Genomic DNA, 18,218 nt, shown 5'->3' on the forward strand with positions numbered 1-18,218 from the left:
AAGGGGTAGGACAGGTTTTTGACGAAGCTGTAGCCAAATGCGCGAGCCTCTGGCAAGTCAGGTGCGGCGGCCCAAGCGGGGCACAGCGAAACCCATGCGGGCTGAAATCTGGCCTGCAGCTTCCACTACCAGGGCCGCGGTTGCGTCTATACGGTCGGCGGTTAACCGGAAACTGGGTCCAGAAACTGAGAGCGACGCGATTACATCGCCGTCGCCGCCGCGAATGGGCGCGGCAATCGCGGTGAGCCCTTCCTCGAGCTCATCGATGGCGACCGCGTACCCGCGCTTGGCGACGGTGTCGAGTTTGGACCGAAGGGTCTCGGGGTCCAGAACGGTGTGGCTGGTCAACGCTGTGAAGTGTCCGGCGTTGTCGAGAATGGAGTCGATCAGCTCGTCCCGGGCCCGGAGGGATTGGTGGGCCAAGAGCACCTGGCCGTTCGCCGTGGCGTGCAGCGGGTTTCGGCGCCCCACCCAGTTGTGTATCTGAAGTGCGGATGGCCCGGCCACTTGGTCAAGGTAGAGAGTTTCACTATTTGCAAGAATCACCAGATTCACGGTTTCGCCGATGCTGTTGGCCAGATCACCTGTCACATATCGACTTTCCCGAACAACATCGAGGCGGCCGCGAGTGGCTCCGGCCAGTCGAAGGACCCCCACCCCGAGGCGGTACCGACTGTTGTGGGACACCTGTTCTACCAGGCCATGATTTTCGAGCGTGGCCACCAGCCGGAAGGCGGTTGACTTGTGCACCTTGAGAATCCCGGCCATTTCCGTGACGCCCAACTCCCCGTCGGCAGCGAGCAGCTGCAGGATAGTAAGCGCGCGGTCCACCGACTGTACGGAAGCGCCGTCGTTGGTGGAGGCCATGGAAAATATCGGTGTTTTGGCCAGGGCAAACCCTGCTGGCGCGGGTGAATCACTGTTCGGTGGAGGGGTCGCAGGTGTCGCGTTCGGACTGTGGGTCCCGGGTGGCATTCGGGCAGCATATCGCCCCTTGACCGATCCGGAAGGAGACGGAATCATCAGACGGAAGTTGCGCATTGTGCTGTTCGTTGCACGGTGTGCACTGTGGTGTCACGCTGTTTGGACGATCGCAGCGTAGAAAAGTTCGTCACTGCTCCGTCCGAATCTTTTGGAGGTCCCATGTCCCCCGTCCCGCCGCTGGGCGTGAATACATACTGACGCTGACATGCACGGACGGCCCAGGGCTGGTGCACGCCGTCACCGGGTATCTGATGAAGTTCGGCGCAAACATCATGGCCAGCCAGCAGTTTGACGACAGGCTGACAGGAAAGTTCTTCATGCGGGTGCATTTCGACGCGATGGGTGCACCCGTCACATTGGAGGAATTGCGGCACGGCTTCGAGGAAGTATCGCAGGCTCACGCCATGGAGTTCGCGCTCGTCGACGTCGCTACTCCGACTCGGACGTTGATTATGGTTTCCAAGTTCGGTCACTGCCTCAACGACCTGCTGTTCCGGGCACGCGTTGGCACCTTGAATATCGATATTGCGGGGATTGTTTCCAACCATCAGGACTACGAGTCCCTTGCCGCATCCTACGAAATCCCGTATCACCACATCCCTGTTACCGCTGATACCAAGCCAGCTGCGGAGGCTGCGCTGCTTGATCTCATCGACACGGAAAACGTCGATCTGATTGTGCTCGCTCGGTACATGCAGGTGCTGTCAGGGTCTGCCAGTAGGGCACTTTCCGGCCGCGCCATCAACATTCATCACTCGTTCTTACCTTCCTTCAAAGGCGCCAAGCCGTATCACCAAGCGCACGAGCGCGGCGTGAAACTCATTGGTGCCACGGCGCATTACATCAATGACGACTTGGACGAAGGACCCATCATTGAGCAGGACGTGGTGCGCGTGGACCACTATTTTGATCCCGAGGAGTTGGTTGCCGCGGGCCGGGATGTGGAAACCCAAGTGCTCTCGCGCGCGGTCAAATGGCATTGCGAGCGCAGGGTCTTTCCCAACGATGGCCGAACTGTGGTCTTTCGCTAGAACAATCCCGCCGAGCGGTGCCCTATCGCGCAAACGCCGCGCGTTTTCGGTCAACGTCCCACCGCTGAGCGAAATTTTTGGCCGCCATCAGGCGCCGTGACGGTAGAACGGCTCGTGGGAGGGGGCCAGCGGTGCGGCGCCGAGGATTATATCGGCCGCCTTCTCCGCGAGCATCATCACGGGAGCGTAGATATTGCCGTTGGTGACGTAGGGCATCACGGAAGCATCAATCACCCGCAGGCCAGCCGTCCCATGCACGCGTAGGGACTCTGGGTCCGTGACCGCCATCGGATCCGATTCCGGTCCCATCTTCGCGGTGCACGAAGGGTGCAGTGCGGTCTCTGCATCCTCAGCCACCCACCTGAGGATCTCTTCGTCAGTTTCCACTCGCGGTCCGGGGGAGGTTTCGCCGCCGTTGAAGGGCGTCATCGCCGGCTGATTCAAGATGTTGCGCGCAACCCGTATCGACTCGATCCATTCGCGGCGGTCTTGGTCGGTCGACAAGTAGTTGAAGCGCAGCGCCGGGTGCACGCGCGGGTCCTGTGACGTGATCTTGAGGCTGCCACGCGCATCGGAATACATCGGCCCCACGTGGACCTGATAGCCGTGGCCGGTCCGCTTCACCTCCTGGCTGACGCTGCCGTCATAGCGGACGGCGATAGGTAGGAAGTGGAACATCAGGTTGGGGTAGGCGACATCATCATTGGAGCGGACGAAACCACCGCCCTCAAAATGGTTGGTGGAAGCGGGGCCCTTGCGCTGCAGGATCCATTTCAGACCGACGAACGGTTGCCGCCACTTCGCCAGATAGGGCTGCATGGTGACGGGCTGGGTGCACGCGTACTGGATGTACACCTCCAGGTGGTCCTGCAGGTTCTCGCCGACGCCGGGCAGGTCGACCACCGAGGTGATCCCCAGCGCCGAGAGTTCAGCGGCATTACCGATTCCCGAAAGTTGCAGCAGCTGCGGGGAATTGATCGCACCCCCGCACAAAATTACCTCGGCGGCCCTGACGACATGGTTTTTACCGTTGCGGTGGTACTCCACTCCCGTCGCTGTGGTGCCCTGGAAGACCACTCGGTTGGCCCGCGCGCGCGTGAGGACGGTCAGATTCTTGCGACGCATCACTGGGCGCAAATAGGCGCGTGAGGCCGAAAGTCGTTGCCCTCGATACACATTGCGATCGAAAGCGGCGAAACCCTCCTGTCGAAACCCGTTGACGTCGTCTGTGAGGGGGTAGCCGGCCTGCTGCGCGGCAGCAAAGAAGGCGCCGAACAGTGGGTTGGTGGCGGGACCGCGTTCCATGATGAGTGGCCCGGACTTGCCGCGGAACTGATCGTCCGGGGCGGCGGCCAAGCAGTTCTCCATCCGACGGAAATACGGCAAACAATGAGCGAAATCCCAGTTCTCCATACCCTTTTCAGCGCCCCAGCGCTCGTAGTCAAGCGGGTTGCCACGTTGAAAGATCATGCCGTTAATCGATGATGAACCACCGAGCACCTTGCCGCGGGCGTGCGCTATCCGCCTATTGTTCAGGTTCGCCTCTGGTTCGGATTTATAACGCCAGTCGTACAGCGGGTTGCCGCTGGGGAATGTCAACGCCGCCGGCATTTGGATGAAAAGGTCCCAGGGATAGTCGCTGCGGCCAGCCTCCAACACCAGCACCGAGGTTTCAGGGTTGGCGGAAAGCCGATTGGCCAGCACGCTTCCGGCGCTGCCTCCGCCCACGATGACGTAGTCGTAGCTGTTCTTCATCGACGCACTCCCCAGGGTGAACGAGCGGGAAAACTTCTGGCTAACTTTGCACCGGGCAACCTGGTGTTGCCGGTCGGCGCACAGAGGTGATCGCCTATCGTTGCGCTATGGGCAACGACAGCAGCGCGGGTGGTGTGCAGTCTGTAGACCGGGCGATCACCACTTTGGAGATTTTGGCGCGTGACGGCGAGGCCGGGGTGGGCGAGGTCGCTGCGATCCTGGGTGTGCATAAGTCCACAGCCTCCAGGCTTCTCGGCGCTCTCGAGGCTCGTGGCTTGGTCGAGCAAGCCGGTGACCGGGGCAGATACACGCTCGGATTTGGCCTGCTGCGCCTGGCTGGCGCCATTCCGGGGCAGCTCGACCTGACCAAGCAGGGCTCCGCTATTTGTGCCGAACTTGCCGAACAGGCCGGCGAAACGGTCAATCTGGCTGTGCTGCAGGGCAGCCAGGTGGTCAACGTGCACCAGGTGCACGGGCAGTCCACCATTACCGTCAACAATTGGGTCGGCCGACCTACGCCCCTGCATGCAACCTCGTCGGGTAAGGCGCTGCTCGCCGAACTGAGCCACCGCGCGCGGGCCGCACTTCTGGGCCCCGAACTTCAGGCCTATACGCCAGCTACCCTGACTGATCTTGTTGCCCTGCAACAGGAAATAGACGTCGGGCTGAGTAACGGATACGCAGTGACCATCGGCGAGTACGAAGCGGGCCTGAACGCCATTGCCGCGGGAATCCGAAGCTTTGGCGGCGCGATCATAGGGGCGGTTTCGGTGTCCGGCCCTGCCTATCGACTCGGACCGCAAGAGCTGTCCCAGGTAGCGCCCGCCGTAGTCGCGGCCGCCGCCAAGATCAGCGAGCGAATGGGGTATCTGGGCTGACACGGGGTCCACCGCCTCAGGCCAGCGCTTCGGTCACCCAGTCGTGAAACGCGCCGATGTGGTGTTCGTTCGGAACCAATACCCCGCCGTCCTTGTACATCCGGGACGACATCGCTGGCTGGCACCGTTCGCAAGCGTCGAAGTCCTGTCGGTTGACGCGGTCGAAGAGTTCGACAGACTTGGTGAGGTCTTTGCCCGAGGCGACAACGCTGGGAAGGTAGAGCCAATCGCATTCGACGATGGTGCGGTCTGCTGCAATCGGGTACATCCGGTGGAAAATAATGTGGTCGGGGACCATGTTGATGAACACCTGCGGCTTGACGGTAATCGCGTAGTACTTGCGGTCTTGATCCTCGTCGATGCCGGGAAGTACGTCGAGTCCAACAGAGCCGTCAATCGTGAAACCCTTGATTTCAGGGCCGAAGTCGGCGCCGTGGTTGACGTAGTACTGGGCTGCGTAGCCATCGGCGAACTCGGGCAGCACCTCTGTGAGTTCCGGGTGGATGGTTGCGCAGTGATAGCACTCCATAAAGTTTTCGATGATGAGCTTCCAGTTCGCCTTGACGTCGTAGACGATCCGGCGGCCGACGGCGAGCGTGTCGACTTCGTAGTGGTCCAAGTTAGCGACTTCGCCGAGTCGGTCCACCACTTCTTTGAGGACGGTGTCCTCGAACGTCGGTGGGGTATCAGCGAGGCACACCCATACGTATCCGAGCCATTCGCGCACCGCGATCTTGCGCAGGCCATATTCGACACGGTCGACGTCGGGCATCTTCGTCAGATTGGGGGCAGCGATCAATTTGCCCTCAAAGTCATAGGTCCACGCGTGATACGGGCACTGGAAAGCGCGCTTGGCCTCGCCTTCCGGCTCGGTGCAGAGGGTGGCGCCGCGGTGCCGGCAGATGTTGAAGAAGGCATTGATATTTCCATGGCGGCTACGCGTGAGCAGTACTGATTCCGAACCAACCTGGACGGTTTTGAAAGAACCGGTTTTCGGCATGTCGGTGGCGCGGGCGGCACAGAACCACATGGCTTCGAAGATCCGTTCCTGCTCCCGGGCGAAGTACGCCGGGTCGGTATAGGTGTGGCCCGGCAGGGTGGAGATCAACGATTCAGGGAGAATGGTGCTTGGCATTGCGCGCTCCGAAAGTGTTGGCAGAACCTATCGTGGTTGGCTGAAAACTGCTTGCAAAGCTTTGCGGTGCTTAGTGAATGCCCGGGGCTGGTTGAGTCCCAGAACAGCGACGATGCGGCCCTCGCGCCGCCATGTCGCCAGCATATTGTCCGAGCCGAGCTCCCCGTCTTCGATGACGAGTTCGTCTGTGTCGAGTCGATGGCCAGCGAACTGAATCGTCACGCCGTACTGATCGGACCAGAAATAGGGTGCCTTGAGGGTGGCTGGTTCTGCAGGATTGGCCCCGCTCAGCCAGCCCTTGACCGCTAATGCTGGCCGCTGCTGTGAGTCGGTCCAGTGTTCAACGCGATGCGCCCGGCCAAGAGTCGCATCGAACCACGCTGAGCAGTCGCCGACGGCGAACACCCCCGGTGCCGAGGTGGCGCCCTGGGCATCGCACAGCACGCCGTTACCTACACTCAGACCAGAGCTGACCAGCCAGCCCGTCTCTGCGTCCGCCCCAATGCCCGCGACGACGACGTCCGCTGGCAGCACGCGTCCGCTGGCCAGTTCAACTGCGTGGACGCGGTCGGTGCCCTTGAGAGCAACGACGGGGTCGCCGACGAGTAGGTTGACGCCGTTGCGCGAGTGGAGCCCTGCTACGGCCGCTCCGACCTCGATCCCCAACTGGCGAAGCAGTGGTGCGGGAGCAGCTTCGAGTACGGTGACATCGAGGCCGAGACCCTTTGCGGTGGAGGCAACTTCGGCCCCAATAAATCCAGCACCGATGACGACCAGTCGGGCGCCCGACTGCAATTCGGCCTTCAATGAGCGGGCATCGGACAGCGTGCGCAGCGAGTGCACTCCGGACAGTTCGGTGGCCATCCGCCGCGCGCGCGAACCGGTGGCAATGAAGACAGCAGCGCCGCTCACCTTGTCCCCGCTGGCAAGGCTAACAGTGGTGGTAGCGGGGTCGAGAGCGATTGCCTCGGCGCCGAGAATCCAGTCAGCGTCAATCGTTTCGCCTGCCGTCTCTAAACTCAGGTCCGCCTCGGTGGCGGTGCCCGCGAGGTATTCCTTCGACAACGGCGGTCTGTCGTACGGTCGCTCGGTTTCGGCCCCGATGATGCGAATGACGCCCTCAAAACCCTGCTGCCGCAGCGCCTTTGCGGTTGCGTGCCCGGCAAGTGCGGCGCCGACGATGACGGCTGAGGCCTTGGCCGTCATGGCGCCGGCAGGGTGGATAGCTCCACGTAAATCTCGTCGTTGGTCACGGTGACGAGGTGGGTTCGAACCCCGCGCTTGGCCGGAGGTGCGTCCACGACGCCGGTCCGAAGGTTGAATTTGCTGGCGTGCAAGGGGCATTCAACTTCGCAGCCCTCGAGCCAGCCATCGGCGAGGGAAGCATCTTGGTGCGTACAGGTGTCGTCGATGGCGAGCACTTCGCCATTCTCGGTATGGAAAATGGCGATTGGCGGATCGACCTGGGTAATGCGCAGCGCCTCGCCGCGGGGGAGGGCGGCGAGGGAACAGATATGTTGCACGGTGCACACCTCGTTACTGGTGAAGACGTTTTCGGCGTGGTGATGAGGGTTTGAGTACGGCGCACTTTGCGTAGAGCACAACTCGATTCGTAGTACGCAACAGCATCGACTGAGGACACCTTGTCTGTCAAGACGTTTGCGCTGATTGTGACCTGCTGGGAACCGCTCCTCTTGGAGGCCATTGACGGTCTAATCCCCGGTCGGGCCTGAAATCAGGGTGTCGGTCGGAATAGTGCGCAGGCACAGAGCCGTCATACTTGCGCCATGGTTCCGGATCTTGGCAAGTGGTCTTTTCGGCTGCCGCGGGTATTTGCATCGTTGTCGACGGCGATTCCAATTTTGATTCTGGTGATCCTGGAAACTTTGGCCGAAATTTGTTCGGTGATTAACCCATGCAGGCCCGGGCTGGATTCAGTGGGTTACTGGGTAGCAACTCCGACCGTGATGGCGTTGACAGTTCTGATGGTGCTGTGCTTCTTCGCACCCTGGATGGCGGTGTGGTCCAGCTCCGTGTTGTGTGTGGTCGTCGCGGTGACGCCCGGCTTTAGTGTGTACTCACAATGGTGGCTTCTTTTGACGCTGGGACTCGTCGTCATGGGGCTCATCGGTGTCGACGATCGGCGACGTCAGCGGTTCCATGTGGCCAGTTGGGGTGCGCCCCTCGAAAGTCCGCGCCTTCCTGCTGAGGTGGTTCGACGCAACATCGGGCATCGGCGGCCCTGGGGTATCACCGGCTTCCTCATTGCCTCTTGCGCTTTGCTCCTGACCGTTCACGGCGAAGAGCTCGATGCTCAGAGGCTGTTTGAATCCTCTTTCCAGCAAGTTTCCGGCACCGTTGTAGAGCAGGGGGCGGATGGGACCCTGATCGTTGAAAGTGCGGGGGAAAGCTTTACCATCGAGTCTTTGAACGAGAGCTATCCAGTCGGTTCGAAAGTACTTTTCCGGGCCGACCCGGCAACCGGACGCGCAGAGTTGGTGGCCGAGCCTAGCGACCCCAGCTACCTGATGGGGCTGGGCCTGGTCGCACTAGCGGCTGCCGCCTGTCTCGCTGGCCACGAGGCTCTTCGAAGACGGCGCCGTGCATCGCTTCTCCGGGACGGCGGAACGGCAGTGCAGCTGTATAGGCGCACCGACTCGGCCACCACACTCACCTTCTCCTTGGCCGACTCTCCGGAGGCAAAAAAGCACCGTTTCCTCTGTGGCGAGGTGGTGCCGATCGCGACACGGGGCGCCGGAATTGGCGCTGCAGAGTGGCAAGAGTGGCAGCCACCGGAGGTGGATCGGTCCGACCCGGGTGCCGCACCAGAGTCAGGGTGGCCGCGCGATCGCCGAAGCGCCGAATCGGAGGATGTGACGTCCACACCTCTTGGAAACCCCGAGTTGGTGACGGTGATCGGCCGCCTCACCGATGGCTACCCAATTCTTGTGGTGGATGGCGACACGCTGTTCATTTCCGCAGGCGTGGTGCGAGATCCGTGGCGTCTGCGGCGTTTGTTGCCTTACCTCTTCGAACAGGTCCTCAACCCGTTCACTTGGTGGAATTAAATTCATTCGGAACAGGGAGGTGGCTCCGTTAGCGTCAACGGTATGACGACAGCCGAGCACTCCGGGGATCGCGTAAGTGATCCGCTGCGCGTCGCCCCATTTTTGACCCTTGGAGTCCAAGAGCTGTCGTGGCGGTTTTCTCGCTCTTCGGGTCCTGGCGGGCAGGGTGTAAACACCGCGGATTCCCGGGTTGAGCTCAGCTGGAACCCCGCCTCGTCAGCGGCGTTTTCTCACCTCTCGCCGGCGCTGCAGGCACGGTTCTGGATGCAGATTGGGCCCGCCCTCGTCAACGGTGAGGTAACGGTGGCGGCGTCAGAGTTTCGCGCGCAGCTTCGGAACCGGGAGGCGGCCAGGAAACGCCTCGCACAAATCATCGCCCGCGCATTCGCTCCGCCGTCGGCGCCGCGCCGCGCGACGAGACCGTCACGCGGCGCGGTGGAACGCCGGCTTGCGGGGAAGCGGGCACGCGGTCAGACCAAAGCCGGGCGCACAAAACCGTTGCAGGACTAAACGTTTCGGGTCTTCGCATTGGCGATGATGCCATCATGCAGCCACTGGGTGAGCCCGGGCGCCAGGTCTTCATATGTCTTTGTAAACCGCTCGTCCGCGAGATACATGTGCGCCAAGTTGACTTGCATATCGTAGCCACAGTCGTAAAAGACGTTGATGCTGGCGCGATGCTCCTCGGCTATCTCGTTGGCCTCGTTGCTGCCGGGTAGCGCACCAGAATTGAAGACAGCAACCATCCGGGCATTGCCCGCGTCTGTGTCAGCTTTGACCTTTTGCCAGTCGGCTTTGCTGAACGTCGCGGTACGAGCGCTCGACTGCGCCCATGCCTGAGTGTCGCTCCACCTCTGTTTCGCTTCGACCTCGTAAGCGGGGTCGTAGGATTGGCCGAAAATTTCGAACTTCTCCTCGGCGGTGAGTTCAATTCCGCTCATGTGTGTGTTCCTTTCTCGTTCTACGGCTGCGATCATGGCCTGTACGCGACGCAGTCGCTCGGAGAGCAGTGCGTGTTGCCGGTTCAGGTGCTCGATGGGGTTGCTGGAAGCGTCATCGAGTAGGGACGCGATTTCTTCGAGGGGGAATCCGAGTTCCCGGTAGTACAGGATCTGACTCAGCCGGTCTAGCTCTGCAGTGGTGTACTGCCGGTAGCCGGCGGAGTTGCGATTCTCGGCAGGCAGAAGGCCGATCTCGCCGTAGTGATGCAAAGTCCGCACCGTGACACCGGAAAGCTTCGCCACCGCGCCGACGGACATCAGTGTGGGTTCCATTTCTCTCCTCGAATCCGGACCGTTCGGTAGGGCCGGGCAATTGCCTACTGTGCTGCCTGACGTTAGGTCAGGGTCAAGCACAAGGGCAGAAAAGAAATTTCAGTCGTCAACACCGCGCGCCGTCAACGCTTCGCCCAGGGAGTCGGCCGTGCGCAGCGCACGCACCACCGCTGGGGCGGCCAGCGCCACCATCGTCCCGCGGATCCCCGTAATGCCGCGAGCCTTTCGCGCCTGCGAGACGTCGTGCACGATTCCGGCCACCAATGGAATACATCGAATTGTCAGGGCCAACATCAGGCCGACGCGGTCAGGGTCCAGCCCGAAGCGGCGCAGCGGACGAAGAACCCGTTGCACCACATCGAGTATGGCCGTCACCTTGGTCGTTACCGTGACCAGCGCGGCCAGCGCAACGTTGATTACGAGCGAACCCGTAGTCATTACCGCGGTGTGCCAAGTGGCCAGAATCAGCTGAAAGGCCAGTAGTGCCAGCACAACCCAGAGAAGTGGTCGGAGCTGGGCCAGCGCTGTCCGCCAGCCAATTCCCGCCACCCCGTACATCGCCCCCACTACGAGCAGGGCAGCGCCAACCTGCCACGGGCGATCCAACCAGATGACGGCAAAGATCCCGGTAGCGAGCAGCAGCAGTTTTAGTCCGGCCGACATCCGGTGGATCACGGAGGTGCCCGGCTGGTAGAGCCCGATCATGACGGGAGCTCCAAAAGCGCCCGGTAGCGCGAGATGGCTTTTGCTGGAGCGTCATCGCCGGCGACCTTGCCCTCTTCGATAACGATGACGCGGTCGAAATCGGTGAGCAACTCCAATTGATGGGTCACCACCACAACTTGCTCTGGCAGGTCGGTCAGCACCTGCGCGATCATCCTGGCATTGCGGGCATCCAGCAGGGTGGTTGGCTCGTCCGCGACAAGCACCGCCGGCTCACCGACCATCACCGACGCAAGCGCCAGCAGTTGCTTTTGCCCCCCGGACAACAGGTGCGCCGGATGTTCCAGATGGTCGGTGAGCCCGAAGCGGTGCGCAATCGCCGAAACCTTCGCCGAAACTTCGGCTTTGGACAGCTTGGTCCGCCGTAGCGTGAACGCGATATCTTCGCCGACCGTCGGCATCACGATCTGGTTGTCGGGGTCGGTGAAGATAAAACCCACCTTGCGGCGAACGTCTTTTCCGTGGTGTGCAACATCCATGCCGTCGAAGGTGACACTGCCCTCGGTGGGGGTTACCAGGCCGTTAATCATCCGAGCGAGAGTGGATTTGCCAGAGCCGTTTGCCCCTATGATCCCGATGCGCTGTTCACTCAGACGCAAGTCGATGCCATCGAGCACCACACGGGCACCGTAGGCGTGTTGCACTCCGGTGAAGCAGATCTCGCTCATTGGTGAACCTTCTTGACCAGGACGGCGATGCCTTGGCCACCGCCAATAGCGCAGGCGGCCAGGCCTAGCTCGGGTCCATCGACGCGCACCATCCGGCTGAACAACCGCACCATCAGGATCGCCCCCGACGCGCCCCATGGGTGGCCCATCGCGATGGCGCCGCCGTCGCTGCACACGAGGTTCTCCTCCAAGCCCAGCTCGTCAACCACCGCAATGATCTGCGCGGCAAAGGCTTCGGTGATTTCGATGGCGCCGATGTCGTTTGTGTGAAGCCGGTGGCGCTGCAGAAGTTTACGAATGGCGCCGATGGGTCCGAGGCCGGGAAGGGCCGGATCGCAGCCGGAAACGGCGGAGCCCACCACCTGCAGACCCGGCGTACCGCCCGTGGCCCAGTGATCGAACGAGGTCAGGGCAACCGCGGCCGCCCCGTCGGAGATCCCGCACGAATTCCCTGCCGTCACCGTGCCCGTTGCGCTTAAGCCGGGCATAAAGGCGCCGGGTAGCCTCGCCAGTCGCTGCGTCGTCATCCCGCTGCGGGGGCGTTCGTCACGCGACAACCGGCCAACAGTCACCATTTCGGCGTCGAAAACTCCGTGTTGTTGCGACCGGACAGCGCGCTCATGGGAGCGGACCGCCCACTCGTCCTGCCGCTCCCGGCTGATGCCGAGTGCGACGGCAAGAGCCTCGGCAGCTGGTCCCATTTCGGGGTCCGGGTACCCAACAGGAGCAAAAGGTGCTCGGGTATAGCGAGTCTTGGGGGTCGCGGGGTGTTCAGCTGTCGCCGGAGCTGCTGGCCAGTAGCGATGCGGGGCCGTTGAGGCGGATTCGGCGCCGCCGGCCACGATCAGCTCCGCGTCACCGCCAGCGATCCGGGAGGCCCCCTGCATGATGGCGTCGAGACCCGAACCGCACTGCCGGTCCACTGTCACGCCGGGCACCGCGTCGCCGAGATCTGCGGCAAGCGCGGTGATTCGGCCGAGGTTCCCGCCGGGGCCAAGGCAGTTTCCCAGCACCACGTCGTCCACGGCAAGACCAAGGAAGGCGGCGTCGGCAGCGACAGCCCTCAGTATCGGAGCGGCCAACTGGTCCACACGCAGGGTCGCCAGGCTGTGTCCAGCGGTTCCGATCGGGGAGCGGCGTGCAGCAACAATGACGGGCCTCGCGCGGTTGGAAGTTGCCACGTTGTCCTACGCTAGCCTTCTCGCGGTGGGCGCCGCCCCCGAAATCGCGGCTCGAATCTCACCTCGCGCTAGCTTGCCGCTGCCGGTTCGCGGCAGCTGGTCACACTGAAACCACAGCCGGGGGAGAGCCGCTGGTCCGAGCACCTGACGCGCCGCTGTTCGGATACCAGCGAAGTCTGCATCGACACTTAACTCTAGGACGGCGGCGACCACGTGCCCGAATCGCGGATGTTCGACTCCCGTCACTGCGGCGGCGGTGATTCCGACAAGCTTTTCCAGCGCAGCCTCGACGTCCTCGGCGATGACGGTCGTCCCGCCGGTGGTGATGGCGGCGTCGGCGCGGCCCACAATGCGAAGGCCGCCGCCGGGGGCGTGCGTTGCCATGTCTCCGACGCTGGCAAAACCGTTGGCGTCGCGGGCGAGTGCGCCCGTAGTCTCGCCCGCAGTCTCGCCCGCGTAACCGAGGCTGAGATACGGCGAACGTGACCACAGCTGCCCCTGGCGCAGCTCGATCTCGACGCCGGGGAATGCCGTCATAGGCGCGGGCACGCGGCTTGCAGCAACGAACGAGAGCTCGGCTGCGCCGTAGTACTCGACTACCGCGATCCCCCTGCTGACGGCCTTAGCCGCCAATGCGTCCGGCAGGCCGGCGCCTGCCACGATGGCGCGGCGCAACGAATCCGGCGGGTCAATCAGGATCTCGGAGAGTTTGGTCGGCACACAGTGCACGGCGGATGCCTGCGTCAAGTTATCCGTCACCTGTGCTCCGATGCTGAGCGCGTGTACCGCCGCGAACAGGTGCATCGTTGCGTGCAGCGGGCCCGTCAGACAGACCTGATCTGAGGCGGTCAAGCTGGTGATTTCGGTGAAGGGTGCGAAGGAATCGCTCCAGGAGGCGGCGGTTCTGGCGATGGTGCGCGCTCGACCAGCCGACCCGGAGGTCTGAGCGAGCAGAAAGGTGCCCGCCGGCAGGCTATCTGGAACGCGGGCGGGTGATCCGGGCTCGGCCACCAACACCGGTAAGCCAGCGGCGAGCGCGGCGTAGAAGGCAATGAGAGTTTCGAGCGGATCGGGCGACGCCGTGATGGTCGAAGCTTCGGGTTTCGGAACCCCAGCTATGTGTCCCCGTAATTGGCCGTAGGTCAGCTGCCTACCAGCCAAGTTAAGAGCCGCAGTGTCATCGGCGCCGCCCAGCCACGCGCCCCACCTGACGTTCCCTGCCATCTCGAAAGCTCAGCTTCGGCTGGTGCCGAATGCGGGCGCCATCGTTGTCGCACCAGCGATGAGGCCGGGGTAGGCGCGGTGGACCTGCCGGGCGATCAAGACGGTCACCGCGACCTTGACGGTATCCAGGAGGACGAACCACGCGGACTGCCCGAGAACGAACAAAAAGGTTTTATCGTCCGCGGGGCTCGCATTTCTGGAGATATTGATCCAGTTCACCGGGATACCGACGGCGTAGACCACCGCGATCCCGCCCAGAGCGGTGATCAACAGCGCCAAGGGAAGCGGGTAGCGCGGCAAAATCCTCGCCGTGAAGTAGCCGATGAACAGTGCTCCCAGCAGCCAGCCGTAGGGGTATCCGGCCGAAGGCGCCGTGGTCAGCCAGGTCAGACCGCCTCGACCGCCGGAGAGCAGGGGTAAGCCCGCCGCGACGAGCACCATAAACAGGAGCACCGCGGCGGCTGCTTTACGGGCGCCCAGAATGGCGCCAGCCAACATCACCCCCAGCGTTTGCAGGGTGATCGAAACCCCAATCGGACCGATGAGGATGGCGCCGGGCAGACCGAGCGCGGCGATGAATGCGGCAAAAATTGCGATGTGGGCGAGGTCACGGGCAACGAAACGCTTCTGTGGCACGAGCATCCTTGTCCGAAATTGTGGCGCTGAATCTCGCAGCGGGGGCTGCGAACGAGAAGCTGGCGCAGGGCTAGCAGCTCTCGCTACTGGCACTCGGTCCGAGACTATTACCTACCGCTTGGTAGGTCGAACTACTGGGATCTGGGTTGCCGGGTGGTTCACGCGCAGCGCGAAGTTTGCAACGATGGGGCGGTGACCTCGCCTCTTGCCGTGTCTATGTCGTGGCACATCGCTGTTGCCGCCGATGGCATCTCGATTCGCTACGGCGTCACGAATGGCGCGCAGACGGGTGTCCCGATCTTGCTGGTGCACGGCTTTGGTACCGATGCGACTACCAACTGGGTGATCAGCGGTTGGGTCCGGACGTTGCACACCAGGCTGGGCCGTCCGATCATCGTGGTGGACCTGCGCGGCCACGGCGGCAGCGGGCGGCCGAGAGATCCGGCTCTTTACCGGATTCATGAGATGGTCAGCGACCTCCGGCTGGTGCTGGACGCGAGCGTTCCGGCAAATACCGAATTCGACGCGATTGGCTACTCCCTGGGCGCGCGCCTGGTCGCAGAACTTGCGGCCGTGCTGGAGGCGGAGGCTCGCTCCACAACTGTTCCCCCGCAACGCTTACGGCGCATTGTGCTCGGAGGTAGCGATGGGGAACCGTTGCTGCAAAGCGTTCGTATGGAGCAGTTTCTTGCTGCTTTTAATGGTGGCGAGGTGCCCGCAGACACCGAGACCAGGCGAGTGGTGCGGATCGCTCACGCGCTGCCGAGCAACGATCCGGCCGCGTTGTCGGCTCTGGTGCAGGGTCTCTCGGTATCGGACCCGCACATGGCTCGCCGGGCGCCGGACCCGAGTCAGCCGACACTGCTGGCTCTCGGAGGTAAGGACGATTACCTGCCACGGGCTCGGCAGTGGGCTGCGGACCTTCCAGCTGGCGCGCTCGTGGAAATCCCAGGGCGCGACCACTTGACAGCGGTACCGTCGGCGATCTTCCGAACTGCGGCGGCGGAGTTTCTCCGCGTAGCTCGCGAAGTTCATGTGATCCTGCCGGAGCCACGGGCGCCGCGGCCACTAGGCTGAACTTCGCAGCATATTGTGTGCTGAGAACCGCCGATCCGGGCTCGATCAGCCCGGTGCGACCGCTATCCGCGAAAGGCACACCATGCCCTCCACCATTGCAGGTCACGCTGGCCGCGCCCTCATCGTGACAGTCTCCGACAGGCTTTTTCACGGTGAGGAAGACGACGGCATTGGCGCGCTAGTCACGGAATTGCTGGTCGAGGCCGGTTTTGCTGTCGATGGGATCGTGGTGGTGCCTTCGGATTCTGTGATGGTGCGGAATGCATTGAACACCGCCGTTATCGGCGGTGTCGACCTTGTGATCACCACCGGCGGCACCGGGGTGTCGGCGCGAGATGTGGTTCCCGACGTCACCAGCGAAGTGCTCGATCGCGAATTGGACGGTGTCGCGCAGGCGATCCGCTGGTCCGGTACGACGGCAGGGGTGCTGGAGGCTGTGGTTTCTCGCGGTGTTGTTGGTGTTTCCGGATCTACCCTGGTGGCAAACATCGCCGGTTCTCGGGCCGCAATTCGCGACGGGCTCGCTACTTTCTGTCCGTTGGCCCGGTATTTGATCGGCGAACTGTCCACGTTCCAAGAAATCTGAAAAATCTACCGGAATGTTGGAAGAACACGGGATCAGCGATACCGAAGACTGGGAGGTCGCTCCTGATGGCCTGAGCGAAGGGGACGCCGGCGGCCATATCGCCCAGAATCCGTTGAAACCGCCACTAGATCAGCAGGAGCTGGACCGTATCTTTGGCGAAGTGCTGCCGGAAAGCACCAGTGACGATAGAGACGTCGATCGGCGTGGGAGTGGCGGCTTGGACGACTGGTATCGAGCGAACCGCCCACCACACCACGGGGGCTGAGATTTTAACCCTGGTTTGTTCCCCTCTGCGCCTTGAGCAAATCCCGGATTTCTGAGAGCAGCTCGCTGTCGGTCGGAGCCACTTCGCTTGGCTGCATGTTGCGCTTGCGTCGTTCTGAGATCTTGTTCATCGGCACCACAAACACGAAGTAGACGACAGCGGCGGTAATCACGAAGGTGATGCCTGCGGTGATGAGGCCGCCGAAGTCGATGAACTTGGTCTTGTCGTCCTGTGATCCCAGCTGAATGCCAAGTCCCAAGCTGTTGGTTCCACCGACGGCTGCAAGGATCGGGTTGATCACGTAGTCGCTGAACTGCTTGACCAGAGCGGTGAAGGCAGTTCCAATCACCACAGCGATCGCAAGTTCGATGATGTTGCCGCGCAGGATGAAATCTCTGAAACCTTTGAGCATGGCGAGCCTTTCGAGGTGCGGAGGGAGCCGGGCAGGCTTGCCTGCGGCAGGACTGCCGCTGGGCCATCCCAAACGGTACTCACCACGAAGGCGTCAAGTCGCGAAGCGCAGCGCGATTTCCCCCGTTAGGGTGGCGGCGGTAACTCGGTCCGCGTCAGGTTCCGCGACAGAGAGCAGGACAGGCTCGCTCCGGTTACTCGCTGACCCGACAGCGGGCATCCAAAGGACGATGGCCTGCGGGGTCAGCACCACCGGCGCACCCGTCTGATCGATGCCGATTACAGCAACTCTGGCTCCTGCTGACAACACCTCGGCGATGGCGGGGTCTGCGGGCCGGACAGCGACCGCACGTCGGCCGGGCCCAGCGCGGGGTCCGTCTGTCGGCACCAATCGGGCGTCGGTGAGAATCTCCCCACGACGTACAGGGCTGGAAAGCACTTGACCGACAGCTCTCTCGACGTCGGTGATCACGCCGTCCGGTGGATCCAGGGTCGCCAACGTGGTGACGTCCGCACTTTCTAAAACGCTGCCCACGGCCAGCTCTCGGGCTGCGATGACCACGTATCCTTCGGTGGGTGTCGCGGTCTGCCACGTCGCGGCAATACCTGCTGCGACCAGGAGAAGGAGAGCGCAAACGCGGCGCAATACACGCCTTTTGCGAGCGCCCGTGCGCCCGGACCAGCGCGAGTTTGCTGGCGACATCGCAGCACCTGCCCGGTCCTGCCATGTGGGTTGAAGTGGCCGCGCCGAGCCGCGGGTCGTACTGACCATGTGTCCCCCCTGGGTGTCCGAACGCCGGATTCCCAGTAGATGGCCTCTTACCGGTGCAGTGGGCTGCAGAGCAGGCGACTGTGGATAAATTCAGGCTTGTGGATCAGTGCAGGCTTGAAGCTGGGCCTACTTGGCAGGCGAAGACGAACTGGTCGAGCCGCTCGACTTGCCGGAGCCAGGAGCGGCGGCAGTGGAGGAGCTTGTGCTGGTAGTAGCGGGCGCGGGTGCTGGCGTCGAGGCGGCGGTTGAGCCTTCCGACTTGGCCGCGGCGCCCTCCTTGGCCGACTCCTTCTTAACCGGATTCAAGGTTTCGCTGTTACTGGTCCGAGAGTCGTTGCGGTAGAAGCCACTTCCCTTAAAGACGACGCCGACAGAGCCGTAGACTTTACGCAGTTTGCCCTGGCAAATGGGACATTCGGTGAGGGCGTCATCAGTGAATGCCTGGAACGCCTCGAGCTCGTGGCCGCACTCGGTGCAGATGTATTGGTAAGTGGGCACTGCTTTACCTCCGGGCGGCGGCGATCAACTCCGGCATGGCCGGCGATTCTCG

The 18,218-nt window shown here is 62.5% G+C and carries 21 protein-coding genes and 1 pseudogene; 8 read left to right on the forward strand and 14 right to left on the reverse strand.

The genetic code is table 11. The features are described 5' to 3' along the window. Positions 1 to 57: 57 nt before the first annotated feature. Positions 58 to 867: an IclR family transcriptional regulator gene (locus tag EH165_RS03055; RefSeq protein WP_124797976.1), complete on the reverse strand. Its 810-nt coding sequence runs from the start codon at positions 865 to 867 to the stop codon at positions 58 to 60. A gap of 260 nt (positions 868 to 1,127) precedes the next feature. Here EH165_RS03055 and purU point away from each other — a divergent pair, with 260 nt between their 5' ends. Further along, positions 1,128 to 2,015, forward strand: coding sequence for a formyltetrahydrofolate deformylase (purU, locus tag EH165_RS03060; RefSeq protein WP_422392124.1), 888 nt, complete (start codon positions 1,128 to 1,130; stop codon positions 2,013 to 2,015). A gap of 87 nt (positions 2,016 to 2,102) precedes the next feature. Here purU and betA read toward each other — a convergent pair whose 3' ends face one another. After that, positions 2,103 to 3,770: a choline dehydrogenase gene (gene betA / locus EH165_RS03065; protein WP_124797977.1), complete on the reverse strand. Its 1,668-nt coding sequence runs from the start codon at positions 3,768 to 3,770 to the stop codon at positions 2,103 to 2,105. 107 nt (positions 3,771 to 3,877) lie between these two features. On the opposite strand from betA, the gene EH165_RS03070 reads away from it, so the two are divergent. Then, a complete protein-coding gene (locus EH165_RS03070) occupies positions 3,878 to 4,648 on the forward strand; it encodes an IclR family transcriptional regulator (RefSeq protein ID WP_206426069.1) in 771 nt (256 codons plus the stop codon). 16 nt (positions 4,649 to 4,664) lie between these two features. On the opposite strand, the gene EH165_RS03075 is transcribed toward EH165_RS03070, so the two are convergent. Genes EH165_RS03075 through EH165_RS03085 form a run of 3 tightly spaced genes read right to left on the reverse strand, consistent with a single transcriptional unit; the run spans position 4,665 to position 7,306 of the window. After that, positions 4,665 to 5,783, reverse strand: coding sequence for an aromatic ring-hydroxylating oxygenase subunit alpha (locus EH165_RS03075; protein ID WP_124797978.1), 1,119 nt, complete (start codon positions 5,781 to 5,783; stop codon positions 4,665 to 4,667). Between the two features lie 27 nt (positions 5,784 to 5,810). Next, positions 5,811 to 6,989 carry an NAD(P)/FAD-dependent oxidoreductase gene (locus EH165_RS03080; RefSeq protein ID WP_124797979.1) on the reverse strand — a complete coding sequence of 393 codons (1,179 nt, stop codon included), beginning with the start codon at positions 6,987 to 6,989 and terminating at the stop codon, positions 5,811 to 5,813. Next, positions 6,986 to 7,306, reverse strand: coding sequence for a bifunctional 3-phenylpropionate/cinnamic acid dioxygenase ferredoxin subunit (locus EH165_RS03085; RefSeq protein WP_124797980.1), 321 nt, complete (start codon positions 7,304 to 7,306; stop codon positions 6,986 to 6,988). Before EH165_RS03085 ends, EH165_RS03080 begins: the two co-directional genes overlap by 4 nt. Before the next feature lie 264 nt (positions 7,307 to 7,570). Between EH165_RS03085 and EH165_RS03090 the strand changes: the two genes are divergently transcribed. After that, a complete protein-coding gene (locus tag EH165_RS03090) occupies positions 7,571 to 8,851 on the forward strand; it encodes a hypothetical protein (protein ID WP_124797981.1) in 1,281 nt (426 codons plus the stop codon). Between the two features lie 42 nt (positions 8,852 to 8,893). Next, positions 8,894 to 9,361, forward strand: coding sequence for an alternative ribosome rescue aminoacyl-tRNA hydrolase ArfB (gene arfB / locus EH165_RS03095; protein ID WP_124797982.1), 468 nt, complete (start codon positions 8,894 to 8,896; stop codon positions 9,359 to 9,361). On the opposite strand, the gene EH165_RS03100 is transcribed toward arfB, so the two are convergent. The 6 genes from EH165_RS03100 to EH165_RS03125 form a co-directional block, all read right to left on the reverse strand. Continuing rightward, the gene (locus EH165_RS03100; RefSeq protein WP_239020676.1) at positions 9,358 to 10,125 is read right to left on the reverse strand and encodes a MerR family transcriptional regulator; all 768 of its coding nucleotides are present in this window, start codon (positions 10,123 to 10,125) and stop codon (positions 9,358 to 9,360) included. The two genes, arfB and EH165_RS03100, sit on opposite strands and share 4 nt — an antisense overlap. A 99-nt stretch (positions 10,126 to 10,224) precedes the next feature. Continuing rightward, the gene (locus EH165_RS03105) at positions 10,225 to 10,830 is read right to left on the reverse strand and encodes an energy-coupling factor transporter transmembrane component T family protein (RefSeq protein WP_124797983.1); all 606 of its coding nucleotides are present in this window, start codon (positions 10,828 to 10,830) and stop codon (positions 10,225 to 10,227) included. Continuing rightward, positions 10,827 to 11,516, reverse strand: a complete 690-nt coding sequence (locus tag EH165_RS03110; protein WP_124797984.1) for an energy-coupling factor ABC transporter ATP-binding protein — start codon at positions 11,514 to 11,516, stop codon at positions 10,827 to 10,829. Before EH165_RS03110 ends, EH165_RS03105 begins: the two co-directional genes overlap by 4 nt. Then, entirely contained in the window at positions 11,513 to 12,697 is a 1,185-nt protein-coding gene (locus EH165_RS03115; protein WP_124797985.1) for a thiolase family protein, read from the reverse strand. The genes EH165_RS03110 and EH165_RS03115 overlap by 4 nt, the downstream gene beginning before the upstream one ends. A 6-nt stretch (positions 12,698 to 12,703) precedes the next feature. Next, positions 12,704 to 13,921, reverse strand: a complete 1,218-nt coding sequence (locus EH165_RS03120; RefSeq protein WP_124797986.1) for a class I adenylate-forming enzyme family protein — start codon at positions 13,919 to 13,921, stop codon at positions 12,704 to 12,706. A gap of 9 nt (positions 13,922 to 13,930) precedes the next feature. Then, positions 13,931 to 14,563 (reverse strand): biotin transporter BioY, encoded by a 633-nt coding sequence (locus EH165_RS03125; RefSeq protein WP_124797987.1) that lies wholly within the window; start codon positions 14,561 to 14,563, stop codon positions 13,931 to 13,933. 186 nt (positions 14,564 to 14,749) lie between these two features. Here EH165_RS03125 and EH165_RS03130 point away from each other — a divergent pair, with 186 nt between their 5' ends. From EH165_RS03130 to EH165_RS03140, 3 genes are all read left to right on the forward strand, one after another. Further along, positions 14,750 to 15,634 carry an alpha/beta fold hydrolase gene (locus EH165_RS03130; protein ID WP_124797988.1) on the forward strand — a complete coding sequence of 295 codons (885 nt, stop codon included), beginning with the start codon at positions 14,750 to 14,752 and terminating at the stop codon, positions 15,632 to 15,634. An 82-nt stretch (positions 15,635 to 15,716) separates the two neighbouring features. Then, positions 15,717 to 16,220 carry a MogA/MoaB family molybdenum cofactor biosynthesis protein gene (locus EH165_RS03135; RefSeq protein ID WP_124797989.1) on the forward strand — a complete coding sequence of 168 codons (504 nt, stop codon included), beginning with the start codon at positions 15,717 to 15,719 and terminating at the stop codon, positions 16,218 to 16,220. Positions 16,221 to 16,233: 13 nt separating this feature from the next. Continuing rightward, positions 16,234 to 16,485, forward strand: coding sequence for a hypothetical protein (locus EH165_RS03140; RefSeq protein WP_124797990.1), 252 nt, complete (start codon positions 16,234 to 16,236; stop codon positions 16,483 to 16,485). Positions 16,486 to 16,489: 4 nt separating this feature from the next. Here EH165_RS03140 and mscL read toward each other — a convergent pair whose 3' ends face one another. Next, positions 16,490 to 16,897, reverse strand: a complete 408-nt coding sequence (mscL, locus tag EH165_RS03145; protein WP_124797991.1) for a large conductance mechanosensitive channel protein MscL — start codon at positions 16,895 to 16,897, stop codon at positions 16,490 to 16,492. Between the two features lie 93 nt (positions 16,898 to 16,990). Further along, complete coding sequence (locus EH165_RS03150) at positions 16,991 to 17,599, reverse strand: SAF domain-containing protein (protein WP_164479100.1); 609 nt, start codon at positions 17,597 to 17,599, stop codon at positions 16,991 to 16,993. A gap of 199 nt (positions 17,600 to 17,798) precedes the next feature. Between EH165_RS03150 and EH165_RS16020 the strand changes: the two genes are divergently transcribed. Continuing rightward, positions 17,799 to 18,011, forward strand: coding sequence for a hypothetical protein (locus EH165_RS16020; protein WP_239020807.1), 213 nt, complete (start codon positions 17,799 to 17,801; stop codon positions 18,009 to 18,011). Positions 18,012 to 18,073: 62 nt separating this feature from the next. Here EH165_RS16020 and EH165_RS16025 read toward each other — a convergent pair. Beyond that, positions 18,074 to 18,166: pseudogene (locus tag EH165_RS16025) on the reverse strand (FmdB family zinc ribbon protein); the annotation flags it as partial. Between the last annotated feature and the right edge of the window lie 52 nt (positions 18,167 to 18,218).

Origin of the sequence: Nakamurella antarctica (assembly GCF_003860405.1) — a bacterium.
GTDB classification, from domain to species: Bacteria; Actinomycetota; Actinomycetes; order Mycobacteriales; family Nakamurellaceae; genus Nakamurella; species Nakamurella antarctica.

Bases quoted from the DNA above. Each gene is read 5' to 3' on its own strand.
- EH165_RS03070 (WP_206426069.1), top strand. From the start codon at position 3,878: ATGGGCAACGACAGCAGCGCGGGTGGTGTGCAGTCTGTAGACCGGGCG.
- EH165_RS03105 (WP_124797983.1), bottom strand. From the start codon at position 10,830: ATGATCGGGCTCTACCAGCCGGGCACCTCCGTGATCCACCGGATGTCG.
- EH165_RS03140 (WP_124797990.1), top strand. From the start codon at position 16,234: ATGTTGGAAGAACACGGGATCAGCGATACCGAAGACTGGGAGGTCGCT.
- EH165_RS03125 (WP_124797987.1), bottom strand. From the start codon at position 14,563: ATGCTCGTGCCACAGAAGCGTTTCGTTGCCCGTGACCTCGCCCACATC.
- EH165_RS03135 (WP_124797989.1), top strand. From the start codon at position 15,717: ATGCCCTCCACCATTGCAGGTCACGCTGGCCGCGCCCTCATCGTGACA.
- betA (WP_124797977.1), bottom strand. From the start codon at position 3,770: ATGAAGAACAGCTACGACTACGTCATCGTGGGCGGAGGCAGCGCCGGA.
- arfB (WP_124797982.1), top strand. From the start codon at position 8,894: ATGACGACAGCCGAGCACTCCGGGGATCGCGTAAGTGATCCGCTGCGC.
- EH165_RS03075 (WP_124797978.1), bottom strand. From the start codon at position 5,783: ATGCCAAGCACCATTCTCCCTGAATCGTTGATCTCCACCCTGCCGGGC.
- EH165_RS03150 (WP_164479100.1), bottom strand. From the start codon at position 17,599: ATGTCGCCAGCAAACTCGCGCTGGTCCGGGCGCACGGGCGCTCGCAAA.
- EH165_RS03120 (WP_124797986.1), bottom strand. From the start codon at position 13,921: ATGGCAGGGAACGTCAGGTGGGGCGCGTGGCTGGGCGGCGCCGATGAC.
- mscL (WP_124797991.1), bottom strand. From the start codon at position 16,897: ATGCTCAAAGGTTTCAGAGATTTCATCCTGCGCGGCAACATCATCGAA.
- EH165_RS03055 (WP_124797976.1), bottom strand. From the start codon at position 867: ATGGCCTCCACCAACGACGGCGCTTCCGTACAGTCGGTGGACCGCGCG.
- EH165_RS03100 (WP_239020676.1), bottom strand. From the start codon at position 10,125: ATGGAACCCACACTGATGTCCGTCGGCGCGGTGGCGAAGCTTTCCGGT.
- EH165_RS03090 (WP_124797981.1), top strand. From the start codon at position 7,571: ATGGTTCCGGATCTTGGCAAGTGGTCTTTTCGGCTGCCGCGGGTATTT.
- EH165_RS03110 (WP_124797984.1), bottom strand. From the start codon at position 11,516: ATGAGCGAGATCTGCTTCACCGGAGTGCAACACGCCTACGGTGCCCGT.
- EH165_RS03080 (WP_124797979.1), bottom strand. From the start codon at position 6,989: ATGACGGCCAAGGCCTCAGCCGTCATCGTCGGCGCCGCACTTGCCGGG.